10 protein-coding genes are annotated in these 13,548 nt (G+C 67.7%); 9 read left to right on the forward strand and 1 reads right to left on the reverse strand.

Annotated features, from left to right (window positions below; all coding sequences use genetic code 11):
• Nucleotides 1-411 precede the first annotated feature (411 nt).
• Genes ACO6VM_RS03555 through ACO6VM_RS03580 form a run of 6 tightly spaced genes read left to right on the forward strand, consistent with a single transcriptional unit; the run spans nucleotide 412 to nucleotide 7,217 of the window.
• Nucleotides 412-1,371 carry an AAA family ATPase gene (locus tag ACO6VM_RS03555; RefSeq protein ID WP_401056810.1) on the forward strand — a complete coding sequence of 320 codons (960 nt, stop codon included), beginning with the start codon at nucleotides 412-414 and terminating at the stop codon, nucleotides 1,369-1,371.
• Nucleotides 1,372-1,375: 4 nt separating this feature from the next.
• Nucleotides 1,376-2,320 carry a DUF58 domain-containing protein gene (locus ACO6VM_RS03560; RefSeq protein ID WP_347149232.1) on the forward strand — a complete coding sequence of 315 codons (945 nt, stop codon included), beginning with the start codon at nucleotides 1,376-1,378 and terminating at the stop codon, nucleotides 2,318-2,320.
• Nucleotides 2,317-2,811: a DUF4381 domain-containing protein gene (locus ACO6VM_RS03565; protein ID WP_125463290.1), complete on the forward strand. Its 495-nt coding sequence runs from the start codon at nucleotides 2,317-2,319 to the stop codon at nucleotides 2,809-2,811. The genes ACO6VM_RS03560 and ACO6VM_RS03565 overlap by 4 nt, the downstream gene beginning before the upstream one ends.
• Nucleotides 2,804-3,880 carry a vWA domain-containing protein gene (locus ACO6VM_RS03570; protein ID WP_125463289.1) on the forward strand — a complete coding sequence of 359 codons (1,077 nt, stop codon included), beginning with the start codon at nucleotides 2,804-2,806 and terminating at the stop codon, nucleotides 3,878-3,880. The genes ACO6VM_RS03565 and ACO6VM_RS03570 overlap by 8 nt, the downstream gene beginning before the upstream one ends.
• Nucleotides 3,877-5,595 carry a vWA domain-containing protein gene (locus ACO6VM_RS03575; protein ID WP_422402769.1) on the forward strand — a complete coding sequence of 573 codons (1,719 nt, stop codon included), beginning with the start codon at nucleotides 3,877-3,879 and terminating at the stop codon, nucleotides 5,593-5,595. Before ACO6VM_RS03570 ends, ACO6VM_RS03575 begins: the two co-directional genes overlap by 4 nt.
• Nucleotides 5,592-7,217 (forward strand): BatD family protein, encoded by a 1,626-nt coding sequence (locus ACO6VM_RS03580; protein WP_401056807.1) that lies wholly within the window; start codon nucleotides 5,592-5,594, stop codon nucleotides 7,215-7,217. Before ACO6VM_RS03575 ends, ACO6VM_RS03580 begins: the two co-directional genes overlap by 4 nt.
• A gap of 71 nt (nucleotides 7,218-7,288) precedes the next feature.
• On the opposite strand, the gene ACO6VM_RS03585 is transcribed toward ACO6VM_RS03580, so the two are convergent.
• Nucleotides 7,289-7,708 carry a DUF2628 domain-containing protein gene (locus ACO6VM_RS03585; protein WP_422402770.1) on the reverse strand — a complete coding sequence of 140 codons (420 nt, stop codon included), beginning with the start codon at nucleotides 7,706-7,708 and terminating at the stop codon, nucleotides 7,289-7,291.
• Nucleotides 7,709-8,042: 334 nt separating this feature from the next.
• On the opposite strand from ACO6VM_RS03585, the gene ACO6VM_RS03590 reads away from it, so the two are divergent.
• Genes ACO6VM_RS03590 through ACO6VM_RS03600 form a run of 3 tightly spaced genes read left to right on the forward strand, consistent with a single transcriptional unit; the run spans nucleotide 8,043 to nucleotide 13,512 of the window.
• Nucleotides 8,043-9,281, forward strand: coding sequence for an exonuclease SbcCD subunit D C-terminal domain-containing protein (locus ACO6VM_RS03590; protein ID WP_401056806.1), 1,239 nt, complete (start codon nucleotides 8,043-8,045; stop codon nucleotides 9,279-9,281).
• On the forward strand, nucleotides 9,278-12,922 hold the full coding sequence (locus ACO6VM_RS03595) for an AAA family ATPase (RefSeq protein ID WP_422402771.1): 3,645 nt from the start codon (nucleotides 9,278-9,280) through the stop codon (nucleotides 12,920-12,922). Before ACO6VM_RS03590 ends, ACO6VM_RS03595 begins: the two co-directional genes overlap by 4 nt.
• Nucleotides 12,919-13,512: a glutathione S-transferase gene (locus ACO6VM_RS03600; RefSeq protein WP_401056804.1), complete on the forward strand. Its 594-nt coding sequence runs from the start codon at nucleotides 12,919-12,921 to the stop codon at nucleotides 13,510-13,512. The genes ACO6VM_RS03595 and ACO6VM_RS03600 overlap by 4 nt, the downstream gene beginning before the upstream one ends.
• The last annotated feature ends 36 nt before the right edge of the window (nucleotides 13,513-13,548 follow it).

The following is a 13,548-nucleotide window of genomic DNA, read 5'->3' on the forward strand; positions in this document are numbered from 1 at the left end:
AAACCCGCTCCCACAGTTTGTTTCGGGCCAGTTTCTCCTGTGCCACTACCTGGTCTGCCTTGTTGGCACGACGCGGTAGTAAGGTGGGCACCACTGACGCCTCACCTGACTTGAGGCATGTACCAAGGCGGGCAGCGGTACCCTCACAGGCATAATTGGCCCGAAACAAACTGTGGGAGCGGGTTCACCCGCGAAGCGCCGCGCGGGCGGCGCTCGATTTGTGCCCCACCCCAAAAACCAAGGCGAACACCCGGTGCTCCTGACGCAATTCCCGGCTACCCTCCCCCCCTTTCTTTTCAAGATTTTTACCCCCGCCCATTAGGCCCCGCACCCCCGGATAGATTAAAGTATCCCCCCGCCCGGCAACCGCGCCCCAGCGCACCCCAGGCCCACTCCCAGGAACCGTCGACGATGGAACACCGTGAGGCGCTGAACGCGCTGCGCACCTTTCTCTCTTCCCAGATCCTCGGCCAGGAAAAACTGGTCGAGCGCCTGCTGATCGTGCTGCTGGCCGACGGCCACATGCTGGTGGAAGGGGCTCCGGGCCTGGCCAAGACCAAGGCCATCAAAGAGCTCGCCGAGGGCATCGAAGCCGAGTTCCATCGCATCCAGTTCACCCCCGACCTGCTCCCCGCCGACATCACCGGCACCGAAATCTACCGCCCGGAAACCGGCAGCTTCGTGTTCCAGCAGGGGCCGATCTTCCACAACCTGGTGCTGGCCGACGAAATCAACCGCGCCCCGGCCAAGGTCCAGTCGGCGCTGCTCGAAGCCATGGCCGAGCGCCAGGTCAGCGTCGGGCGCAGCACCTACGAGCTGTCGCCGCTGTTCCTGGTGATGGCCACGCAGAACCCGATCGAGCAGGAAGGCACCTACCCGCTGCCCGAAGCCCAACTCGACCGCTTCCTCATGCACGTGAAGATCGGCTTCCCCGACGCTGCGGTCGAGCGGCGCATCCTTATGCAGGCCCGCGGCGAAGCACTGGGCGGCGAGGTGAAACCCGAGCGACGGGTCAGCCAGCAGGCCATCTTCGCCGCACGCAAGGAAATCCTCGGCCTGTACATGGCCGACGCCGTGGAGGAATACCTGGTGCAACTGGTGATGGCCACGCGCACCCCGGCCAAGTTCGACAGCGAACTGGCCGACTGGATCGCCTATGGCGCCAGCCCGCGCGGCTCGATCGCCCTGGACCGCTGCGCACGCGCCCACGCCTGGCTGGCCGGGCGCGACTTCGTCAGCCCCGAGGACATCCAGGCGGTGCTGTTCGACGTGCTGCGCCACCGCATCATCCTGTCGTTCGAGGCCGAGGCCGCGGGGGTCGACCAGGACCGCGTGGTGCAGCGCATCCTCGACGTCGTCGCCGTCGCCTGAACCCATGCCCACCCGCACGCTGGCCGACTCCGGCATCCGCATCGGCCTCGCCGACCTGATCGACATGCGCCACCGCGTGCGCGAGATCCAGCTGTTCTCGCGGCCCGGGCAACGCAGCCCGCTGGTGGGCCTGCACCACTCCAAGCTGCGCGGGCGCGGGGTGGACTTCGACCAGGTGCGGGTCTACCAGGCCGGCGACGATGTGCGCAACATCGACTGGCGCGTCACCGCGCGCACCCAGGAGCCGCACACCAAGCTGTTCCATGAGGAGCGCGAGCGGCCGATCTTCATCATGGTCGAACAGAGCCAGCGCCTGTTCTTCGGCTCAGGGCTGATGTTCAAGTCGGTGCTGGCGGCCCAGGCCGCTGCCCTGTTCGGCTGGGCCGCACTGGGCCACAACGACCGTATCGGCGGGCTGGTGTTCGGTGACAACGAGCACCTGGAGATCAAACCCCGGCGCAGCAAACAAAGCCTGCTGCAGTTGCTCAACCGCCTGGCGAAAGTCAACCAGGCCCTGCATACCGAAGCCCTGCCCCAGGCCGACAGCCTGGGCCTGGCCCTGCGCCGGGCGCGCGAGGTGCTGCGCCCTGGCAGCCTGGCCATCGTCATCTGCGACGAACGCGCCCTCAGCGCCAGCGTCGAGCAACACCTGGCGATGCTCTCGCGCCATTGCGACGTGCTGCTGTTGCCGGTCAGCGACCCGCTCGACCACGCCCTGCCCGCCGCCGGCCTGTTGCGCTTCGCCCAGCGCGGTGCGCAGCTGGAACTCGACACCCTCGACGCCAGCCTGCGCCAGGCTTACCGCCAGCAGGCCGAAGCACGCATCGAGCGCTGGGAGTTGCTGGCGCAAAAACTGCGGGTAGTGCTGATGCCACTGAGCACCCAGAGCGAAATGATCGAGCAACTGCGCGAATACCTGAATGCCCAGCGTTCCGGGAGCCGCCAATGAACCCACTGGATCAGCTGCAGCCACTGATCGCCCCGGCGCCGATCGGCCTGTGGCCACCGGCGCCGGGCTGGTGGCTGCTGCTGGCCCTGCTGCCGTTGCTGGCCTGGGGTGCCTGGCGCCTGCGCCGCTGGCGCCCGGGCAAGCGCAAGGTGGTGCGTGCCGAACTGCCGCTGGACCCGGTGCGCGTCGAAGCGCTGGCGGAACTGGCGCGCCTGCCGCGCCCCTACGACGGTGTGCCGGCCGGTGCCTGGCTGCAGCAGATCAACGCCCTGCTCAAACGCCTGTGCCGCAACCACTACCCCGGCGCCAACAGCCATACCCTCAACGGCCGGCAATGGCTGGCCTTCCTCGACAACCGCTGCCCTGCCGCCGGCCTGACGCGCTGGATGGTGCTGGTCGAAGGCGCCTACAAGCCCGAGTGCAAGCTCGACGACAAAGCCATCGCCGGGCTCGCCCAGGCGGTCGAAACCTGGATCCGCAAGCATGTTTGAACTGGCCTGGCCGTGGCTCCTGGCGCTGTTCCCGCTGCCCTGGCTGGCGCGCCTGGTGCTGCCCGCCGCCGACAGTGGCGAGCCGGTGCTCAAGGTCGGCTTCCTCGACGAGCTCGAAGGCCTGGCCGGGCGCCGCGCGCGGCTGAACCTGCCGACCTGGCGCCAACAGGCGCCGTTCATCCTGATCTGGTTGCTGTTGCTGCTGGCCGCCGCCCGCCCGCAATGGCTGGGCGAGCCGGTGCCGGTGTCGGCCAGCGGCCGCGACCTGCTGGTGGCGGTGGATGTGTCCGGTTCCATGGACTTCCCCGACATGCAGTGGCAGGGCGAGGAAATCAGCCGGCTGGACCTGGTCAAGGCCTTGATGGGCGACTTCCTCCAGGACCGCCAGGGCGACCGGGTCGGGCTGATCCTGTTTGGCAGCCAGGCCTACCTGCAGGCCCCGCTGACCTTCGACCGGCGTACCGTGCGCACCTTCCTCGACGAAGCGCAGATCGGCATCGCCGGCAAGAACACCGCCGTCGGCGACGCCATCGGCCTGGCGGTCAAGCGCCTGCGCCAGCGCCCGGCACAAAGCCGGGTGCTGGTGCTGATCACCGACGGCGCCAACAACGGTGGGCAGATCCACCCGCTGACCGCCGCCCGCCTGGCGGCCCAGGAAGGCGTGCGCATCTATACCATCGGCATCGGCGCCAACCCCGAGGCCAGCGGCACCCCGGGCCTGCTCGGGCTGAACCCGAGCCTGGACCTGGACGAAGCCTCGCTCAAGGAGATTGCCGACATCACCCACGGCAGCTACTTCCGCGCCCATGACGGCGCTGAGCTCAACGCCATCGGCGACACCCTCGACCAACTGGAACCGGTGGCCCAGCAACCCACCCAGGCCCGCACCGCCAGCGAGCTGTACGCCTGGCCGCTGGCCCTGGCCCTGCTGCTCAGCGTGCTGCTGGTGGTGGCCGTGCAGTGGCCGGACAACCTGCTGCAACGCCTGCTGCGCAAACCGCGCTTTCTGCAGCCGCACCCCGAATGGCGCCAGCGCCTCAAGCGCCTGCGCCTGAGGAGGCGGCGATGATCGAACTCTGGCCGCAATGGCTGCGCCCACTCTGGCTGCTGGTAGTGCCCCTGCTCGGCTGGCTGCTGTTCAAGCTCTGGCACCGGCGCAAGCGTGCCGGGCGCTGGCAGCTGATCCTGCCCCAGCAGTTCCACGCCGTGCTGCTCGGTGGCGGCAGCGGCAGCACCAGCAAACTGCCCTGGGTCGCCCTGGGCCTGGCCTGGCTGCTGGTGGTGCTGGCCCTGCTCGGGCCAAGCTGGCAGCGCCTTGAAGAAACCCGCCAGCGCCCCGCCGACCCGCTGGTGATCCTGCTCGAGCTCACCCCGCAGATGCTCGCCGAAGATACCGCGCCCAACCGCCTGGAGCAGGCCCGGCGCAAGATCCTCGACCTGCTCGAACACCGGCGTGACAGCCAGACCGCGCTGGTGGTCTATGCCGGCTCCGCGCACACCCTGGTACCGCTGTCCGACGACCTGGGCACCACGCGCAATCTGCTCGAATCGATCGACCCGTCGATCATGCCGCAGCCCGGCCAGCGCGCCGACCTGGCCGTGCAGAAAGGCCTCTCGCTGCTGGCCCAGAGCGGCCTTGGCCAGGGCCGCCTGCTGCTGATCGGCTCGGCCCTGAGCGAACAGGAGCGCGACGGCATCAGCAAGGCCCTGGGCCGCCAGGGCCCAAGCCTGTTGATGCTGGGCATCGGCAGCACTGAAGGCGCGCCCGTGCGCCAGGCCAACGGCGAGTACCTCAAGGACGACCAGGGCGGCATCCTCATGCCGCGCCTGGACAGCGCCGCGCTCAAGAGCTTCATCAATGGCACCGGCGGGCGCTACCGCCACGCCCGTATCGACGACCTCGACCTGCGCGGCCTGGGCCTGTTCGACAACCCGCGCCTGCTGCGCAACGACGGCCAGACCGTGCAACTGGACAGCTGGGCCGACCAGGGTTACTGGCTGTTGCTGCCCCTGCTGCTGCTGGCCGCCTGCGCCGGGCGGCGCGGCTGGCTGTTCTGCCTGCCGCTGCTGCTGGCGCTGCCGCAACCGAGCCAGGCCTTCGAGTTCAACGACCTGTGGCGCCGGCCGGACCAGCAGGGCCAGCAGTTGCTCCAGCGTCAGCAACCGGCGGCGGCCGCGCGCCACTTCCAGGACCCGCAATGGCGCGGCATGGCCCTGTACCAGGCCGGCGACTTTGCTGGCGCCGCCGCCGCCTTTGCCCAAGGCAGCGACGCCGCCGCCCACTACAATCGAGGCAATGCCCTGGCCCGCGCCGGCGAGCTGGAAGCGGCGCTGGACGCCTACGAACAGGCGCTGGAGCGCCAGCCCGACCTGAAGCCGGCGCTGGACAACCAGGCCCTGGTCCAGCAGCTGCTGCAACAGCGCGAGGCCAAGGCCGAAGAACCGCCGGCCAATGCCGATGCCCAGGACACACCCGGCACCGACAACCAAGGCAACAGCAGTTCATCCAGCGCCCAGGGAACCCCTGGCGCCGATGAGCAGGCCCAGCCAGAGCAGTCCGCCGAAAATGCCAACGGCAACACCAGCCAGACAGCGCCCGGCACTGCCGGGGGCAACGATGACAGTGTCACCCAGCCGCCACAGCGGCCGGTCTCCACCAGCCTCGACGCCGAACAGCGCCAGGCCCTGGAACAATGGCTGCGCGAGATCCCCGACAACCCGGCGGAGCTGTTGCGGCGCAAATTCTGGTATGAACAGCAATTGCATCAGGAAACCTCACGATGAGTCGCCTCGGCGTCTTTCTCCTTGCCCTGCTGTGGGCCCTGGCGGCCCAGGCCGAACTCACCCTGCAGGCCAGCGTCGACCGCACGCGCCTGGAAGCCGGCGAAACCCTGGAGCTCACCCTCGAGAGCCAGGACGTCACCCAGTTCGGCAAACCCGACCTGCATGCCCTCGACGCCGACTTCGAGGTGCGCGGCACGCGCCAGCTCAACAGCCTGCACAGCCTTGACGGCGAAACCCGCGCCAGCACCCGCTGGATCATCACCCTGCTGCCACGGCGCAGCGGCAGCCTGCGCATCCCCGAACTGCAACTCGGGCAGTCCCACAGCCAGGCCATCGACCTGCAAGTGCAGCAGGCCGACAGCCAACGCCCGGACGTCGCCTCCCAGGTGTTCGTCGAGACCACCCTGGACAGCAACGAAGTGTATGTGCAGGCCCAGGCCGTGCTCACCCTGCGCATCTATCATTCGGTGGCGCTGTACGACGACAGCAGCCTCAGCCCGCTGCAACTGGACAACGCCAAGGTCGACCCGCTGGGTGAGTCGCGCACCTATGAAAAAGACATCAACGGTGTGCGCCACGGGGTGATCGAAACCCGTTACGCGCTCTACCCGCAGCAAAGTGGCGAGCTCGAAATCCCACCGCTGCAGTTCACCGCCACCGCCGCCGACAACGGCACCCAAGCGGCCGGCAGCCCCCGGGTCGGCCGCCAAGTGCAGGTCAGTTCGCTGCCGTTGCGCCTGACCGTCAAGCCAATCCCCGCCAACTATCCGAAAGACCGCCCCTGGCTGCCGGCACGCAACCTGACCCTGGAAGAGCACTGGTACCCCGACCCGGCCAGCCAGCCCACCCAGATCGGCGACTCGCTGACGCGCAATGTCACCCTGCGCGCCGACGGGCTGTCGAGCACCCAGCTGCCGCCGCTGCCGGCCACCGAGGCAGTCGGCCTGCGCCGCTACCCGGACCAGCCACTGCTGCGCAACGAGATCAGCGAACGCGGCATGGTCGCCAACCGCGAAGAGCGCGAAGCGCTGGTGCCCACCCACAGCGGCGAGTTGGCCCTGCCGGCGCTGGAGGTGACCTGGTGGAACACCCTCGAAGACCACCTGCAGCAGACCAGCCTGCCGGCGCGCACCCTCAGCGTGCAGGACAACCCGGCGCTCAGCGCCGACACCCCGGTCGGCGACAGCAGCAGCGCCAGCCGCCTGCTGTGGCCCTGGCAACTGGCCACGCTGATCCTGGCCCTGACCACATTGCTCGGTTTCACCCTGTGGTGGCGCGCCCGCTCGCAGCCGGCGGTACTGCGCGCCGCGCAGACCGGCCCGAGCCCGCGCACGCTGCTCGACGACCTCAAGCGCGCCTGTCAGGCCAACGACCCGCAGGCCACGCGCCAGGCCCTGGACGCCTGGGCGCGCCAGCAGCCGGAAACCCTGGCCGAGATGGCGGCGCGGTTCGTGCCGTTGTCGGATGCGCTGGATGGTTTGAACGGGGCGTTGTACAGCGAGAGCGGCCAGTACTGGCACGGGGATGAACTGTGGCGGGCGATCGGGACCATCCCGCCCGCAGAGCAGGTGCAGGCGCCGTCGGCAGAGAGCGGCAACCTGCCACCGCTGTATCCGAAGTAGGCCGTGTGACCTGCCCCGGCCTCGTCATCGGCTGCCGACGACGCGGCCGGGACGCGAGCGACCCGACGGTATTACTTCTCGAACGGGTTCCAACCTTGCTGGCCTTTCACCTCTTTGAGGTAGTAGGCATAGTTGGTCACTGTGGCCCACAGCGCCGCCAGGCCGCAGTTCACGCCCGTGTCCACGACCCGGGGCAAGTCGGTCCCGGTAATCCCTTCATAGAAGCCCAGCACCAGGCCCACGGCCAGGGAGATCCCCAGCAGCGCCAGGTTCTTCTTCCACAGGCCGAGGACGAACAGGTAGATCGGGCCGAAGAAGAACGCGATGAAGTTCATGTTGATCAGCAGGCGCTTGCCCATCGGCAAGGCCTTGAACGCCGCCTTGAACGTCGGGCTGCGCGGGCCGCCGTGCTGGTCGAAGAAGGCGAAACGCTCCTGCCACTTCGGCTTGTAGCGGGTCAGGTCGGCTTGGGTCTGGGGAATACTTTCCATAATCGTTCCTTAAGGACTTTCAGTAGGGCTATCAGCCAAGTTCCGCGTGGCGGCCGCGTCCCTGCCACCATTCACGTGGAAGATGAAGCGCTTTTCCGTCGCCCACGCGCGAGCCTCGGACGACAAGGTCCGGGACGGCAAAGGCGAAAAGGCGCAGTGGCGGGGCTTGCGAGGGCTTCATAAAACTTCCTTGTTTCAAAATATTAAAACACTCGGGTAAATACCGGACAAGCCCGGCATGGGCAGACCGATCCAAAGCCGCGAGTTGGGTTACCATACCCGCCCTTCCCAGAGCCCATTCAGGCCGCCCGACTCGACAACCTACAGGTCACCCATGCGTCTGTTTCACACCTCCGACTGGCACCTTGGCCAGAGCCTGCATGGCCAGGAACGCGACTTCGAACACGCCTGCTTCCTCGACTGGCTGCTCGGCCAACTGCACCTGCGCCAGCCCGATGCGCTGCTGATCGCCGGCGACATCTTCGACACCGTCAACCCGCCGGTCAAAGCCCAGGAACGCCTGTACGACTTCATCGTCCAGGCCCATGAGCAGCAGCCCAAGCTGGATATCGTGATGATCGCTGGCAACCACGATTCCGGCTCGCGCATCGAGCTGCCTGCGCCGCTGATGCGCCGCCTGCGCACCCATGCCCTGGGCCGGGTGCACTGGCTGGACGAAGGCCAACTGGACGCCGAGCGCCTGCTGATCCCGCTGACCAACGCCCGCGGCAAGGTGGCAGCCTGGTGCCTGGCCCTGCCGTTCCTGCGCCCGGCCGAGGTCACAGGCACAGCACTGGGGGACGACTACCTGCAAGGCATCACCCAGGTGCACGAGCAACTGATCGCGGCAGCGCAGAAAAAGCGCAAGAAGGACCAGGCGCTGGTCGCCATCAGCCATGCGCACATGGCCGGCGGCAGCATCTCGGAAGACTCTGAACGCAGCCTGATCATCGGCAATGCCGAAGCCCTGCCGGCGCGGCTGTTCGACAAGGCCATCGGCTACGTTGCCCTTGGCCACCTGCACAAGCCGCAGAAGGTCAACCGCGAGAACCGCATCCGCTACAGCGGCGCGCCGATCCCGCTGTCGTTCGCCGAGATCAACTACCCGCACCAGGTGCTGGAAGTGGAGCTCGACGGCAGCGAACTGGTCAGCGTCGAACCACGCCTGGTCCCGCGCGCGGTGGCCTTGCAGCGGGTCGGCCCGGCCCCGCTGGGCGAACTGCTGGTACAGCTCGGCGAACTGCCAGTGATCGACCTGCTCGAAGATCCCAACCGCCAGCCATGGCTCGAAGTGCGGGTAGTGCTGGACGAGCCGCAGCCCGACCTGCGCCAGCAGATCGAGGTTGCCCTGCAGGGCAAGGCGGTGCGCCTGGTGCGCATCAGCGCCGAATACGCAGGCGCGGGCCGCCAGGAAGACGATGAACTGGCGTTCGTTGAACTGGCGCAGATGACCCCGCAGGACCTGTTCGGCCGCGCCTGGCAGCAGGCCTACGGCAACCCCGCCGACGAGCAGGCCCTGGCCGATTTTGCCGAGCTGCTGCAGGACGTCCTGCACGAAGAGGAGCAGCCATGAAGATTCTTGCCATCCGCCTGAAGAACCTCGCCTCGCTGGCCGGGCCGATCGACATCGATTTCACCGCAGAGCCCTTGGCCAGCGCCGGCCTGTTCGCCATCACCGGGCCCACCGGCGCCGGCAAGAGCACCCTGCTCGATGCCCTGTGCCTGGCCTTGTTCGGCACTGTGCCGCGGCTGAACGACATTGCCCGGGAAGCCAAGGTACCCGACGCCGACGGCGACATCCCCACCTCGGACCCGCGCAACCTGCTGCGCCGCGGCACCGGCAGCGGTTTTGCCGAGGTCGACTTCGTCGGCATCGACGGCACCCGCTACCGCGCCCGCTGGGAAGCCAACCGCGCCCGCGAGAAAGCCAATGGCAAGCTGCAGAACAGCCGCCAGAGCCTGTACGACCTGGACAGCGAACAGCTGCTTGGCAGCGGCAAGAACGAATACAAGCAGCTGATCGAAGCGCGCCTGGGGCTGAACTTCGAACAGTTCACCCGCGCGGTAATGCTGGCCCAGAGCGAGTTCGGCGCCTTCCTCAAGGCCGACGACAAAGAGCGCAGCGAGCTGCTGGAAAAGCTCACCAACACGGCGATCTACACCCGCCTCGGCCAGCGCGCCTTCAGCAAGGCGCGGGAAACCGGCGAACGCCACAACGACCTGAAGAAGCAGGCCGAGCACCTGCTGCCGATGGCAAGCGACGCCCGCGCCCTGCTCGACCAGCAACTGGAGCAGGCCCAGCAGCAGTTCAAGGCCGACCAGGCCCGCCAGCGCCAGCTGGAACAGCAGCGCGTCTGGTTCGACGAACAACGCCAGCTGCAAGCCCAGCACGGCGAAGCCCATGCAGCCTTGCAAGCCGCCGAGCACAACTGGCAACAACTGGCCGAACCACGCCTCGACCTGCAGCGCCTGGAACGCCTTGCACCGCAGCGTCACCAGTTCCATCGCCAGCAGGATCTGGCCGGGCAGTTGGCGCCGCTGGCCGTGGCGATTGCCGAACAGCAGCGCCAACAAGGCGAACTGCATAGCCGCACCAGCGAACTCGAGCAGGCACTGGAAACGGCGCGCCAGGCCCTGGCCCAGCATCAGGCCCAGCACAGCGATAACGCCCCGCGCCTGCGCCAGGCATTCGCCGCCCAGGGCGACCTGGCCCGCCTCGACAAAGAGCTGGGCGAACAACGCGCAGCCTGCCAGCAGGCTGCGCAGGAAGTCAGCGACGCTGAGCAACACCTGCAGCAGTTGCAGGAAAACCAGCTGCGCAGCCAGCAGCAACTGGCGCAGATCGATGCGGCACTGACCGACAGTGAACACCTGGGTAGCCTGGCCAACGCCTGGCAGGCCTATCTGCCGCAATTGAAGCAAGTGATGCTGATCGGCGGCCGGCTGGCCAAGGGCCGCGAGGAGCTGCCCGGCCTGCAGGCCCAGGTGAGCCAGGCCAATGCCCAGCTGCAAACCCAGCGCGACAACTTCGAGATGCTGTTCCGCGAAGCCGGGGCCGAACCCCATGCACTGGCCGAGCAGATCGACCTGCTCGGCGGCATGCTCCAGGACAACCGCAAGCAGCAGCGCGCCGTCGAGGAACTTGCCCGCCTGCATGGCCGTGAGCTGGAACTGCGCCAGGCGATCGACGCCCTGCGCGATCGCCAGCAGCAGGCCATGCAGCAGCGCCAGCAACTGATCGGCGCAGGCACCGCGGCCAAGAGCGAGCTGGAAAGCGCCGAGCAGGCCCTGACACTGACCCGCCAGTTGCTTGATCGCCAGCGCCTGGCGCGCAACACCAGCGTCGAAGAACTGCGCGCCCAGCTGCGCGATGGCGAGCCGTGCCCGGTATGCGGCAGCGCCGAGCACCCGTTCCACCAGCCAGAAGCCTTGTTGCACAGCCTGGGCCGCCACGACCAGGCCGAGGAGGAGGCAGCGCAGAAACACGTCGAACACCTCAACGCCAGGCTGGTGGAACTGCGTACCGAGTTGGGCGTGGTCAACGCCCAGCTCAAGGATTATCAACAGCAACAGCTCACGCTGGGCGAACAGCTACAGCCGTTGCTCGAGCAGGTTCAGGCCCATGCCCTGTGGCCGGCGCTCGCGCCCCAGGATGACAAGGCTCGCAGCGCCTGGCTCGACAGCCAGTTGCGCCGCCTGGGCGACGAGATCGACCGCGACGAGAAACGCCAGGGCGCCCTGCTCGCCTTGCAAAAGGACGCCGCTCGCCTCACCCAGCAGCTACAGGCTGCCAGCGAGGCCCAGCAGCAGGCCCAGCGCCACCTCGACCAGCAACACCAAGCCCTGGCTGCCGACCAGCAGCAGCTGGAGCAGGGCCTGAACGACCTGGCCAGCGTGCTGCCCCAGGACATTCTCCAGGCCCTGCGCGACGACCCGGCCCAGGCTTTCCTCGGCCTTGACCAGCAGATTGCCCTGCGCCGCCAGCAACTCGACCAGCGCAAGGACGAACAGGAAGAACAACAGGCCCGCCAGCAGCAGCTGGACAAGCTGCGCGACCAGCAACAGGCCCGGCAGCACAATCAGCAGCAACTGCTGGAGAAAATCGCCGCACTGGACGCACAGCGCCAGCAGGCCCAGGCCACCCTTGGCGAGCTGCTCGGCGAGCAGGCCAGTGCCGAAGCCTGGCAGCAACATATGGAAGCGCAGCTGGAACAGGCTCGCGCCGCCGACGCCGACACTGCCCAGCGCTTGCAGGCATTGCGTACCCAGGGCGTGCAACTGGCCGCTGAACTCAACGCCAACAGCCAGCGCCAGCAGGCCCTGGAGCACGAGCACCAGCAACTGCAGGGCGCAATCGCCCAATGGCGCAGCAGTCACCCCGAACTGGACGACGCCGGCCTCGACCGCCTGCTGGCCATCGACGACGCCCAGCTCGGTGAGCTGCGCCAACAGTTGCAGGCGGCGGAAAAAGCCATCGAGCAAGGCCGGGTGCTGTTGCAGGAGCGCGAGCAGCGCCTGCAGCAACATGCTGCCCAAGCCCAAGGCGAACTGCCGGTCGAAGCGCTGGAGCAGAGCCTCGCCGAGCTGCAACAGCAGTTGGTCGCCCAGGAGCAGCAATGCGCCGAACTGCGCGCCCAGCAGGCCGACGATCAACGCCGCCAGCAGGCACACCAGGCCCTGGCCGAGCAGATCGACCAGGCCTATCAGCAGTGGCAACGCTGGGCACGCCTGAGCGCCTTGATAGGCTCCGCCTCGGGCGATGTGTTCCGCAAGATCGCCCAAGGCTACAACCTCGACCTGCTGCTGCATCACGCCAACAGCCAGCTGCGTCAGCTGGCCCGGCGCTATCGCCTCAAGCGCGGCGGCAGTGCCCTGGGCCTGCTGGTGCTGGACACCGAGATGGGTGACGAACTGCGTTCGGTGCATTCGCTGTCGGGCGGCGAAACCTTCCTGGTCTCGCTGGCACTGGCCCTGGGCCTGGCCTCGATGGCTTCCAGTACCTTGCGCATCGAATCGCTGTTCATCGACGAGGGCTTCGGCAGCCTCGACCCCGAGTCGCTGCAACTGGCCATGGATGCCCTCGACGGCCTGCAAGCCCAGGGCCGCAAGGTGGCGGTGATCTCCCACGTACAGGAAATGCACGAGCGCATCCCGGTGCAGATCCAGGTGCGTCGCCAAGGTAACGGCCTGAGCGATGTCGAGGTGAGCGGGTGATCCTCTACTCGTTCCGCCGCTGCCCCTGGGCCATGCGTGCGCGCCTGGCCCTGCGCTATGCGCAGTGCCCGGTGGCGATTGTCGAGGTGGCGATGAAGAACAAGCCGGCCGAGCTGCTGGCACTGTCGCCCAAAGGCACGGTGCCGGTGCTCGATACCGGCGATGGGGTGCTGGAAGAGAGCCTGGATATCATGCGCTGGGCCCTTGCCCGGCATGACCCCGAGGACTGGCGTCTGCTGGCCGACCCAGCGGCGGCACAACGGGCCGATGCGCTGATCGCGCGTAACGACAGCACGTTCAAGGCCCAGGTGAACCTGTACAAATATGCCGAGCGCTACCCCGAGCATTCCCGGGAGCATTACCGGCAACAGGCCGAGGCGTGGCTGGTGGAGCTGGAAAGCCTGCTCGAAGGCAGGCCCTACCTGCTGGCCGAGCACCCGAGCCTGGCCGATGCCGCTTTGCTGCCCTTGATGCGCCAGTTTGCCGGGGTCGAACCTGAGTGGTTCGCCGAGGCGGCTTATCCGCGGGTGCGGAGCTGGTTGCAGGGCTGGCTGGAATCGGACCTGTTCAAGGCCATCATGGCCAGGTAAGGCACCTCAAAGCGCCAGGATCGGCGCCGACATCAG

This window comes from Pseudomonas sp. GZD-209, from assembly GCF_049310485.1.
GTDB lineage: Bacteria > Pseudomonadota > Gammaproteobacteria > Pseudomonadales > Pseudomonadaceae > Aquipseudomonas > Aquipseudomonas sichuanensis.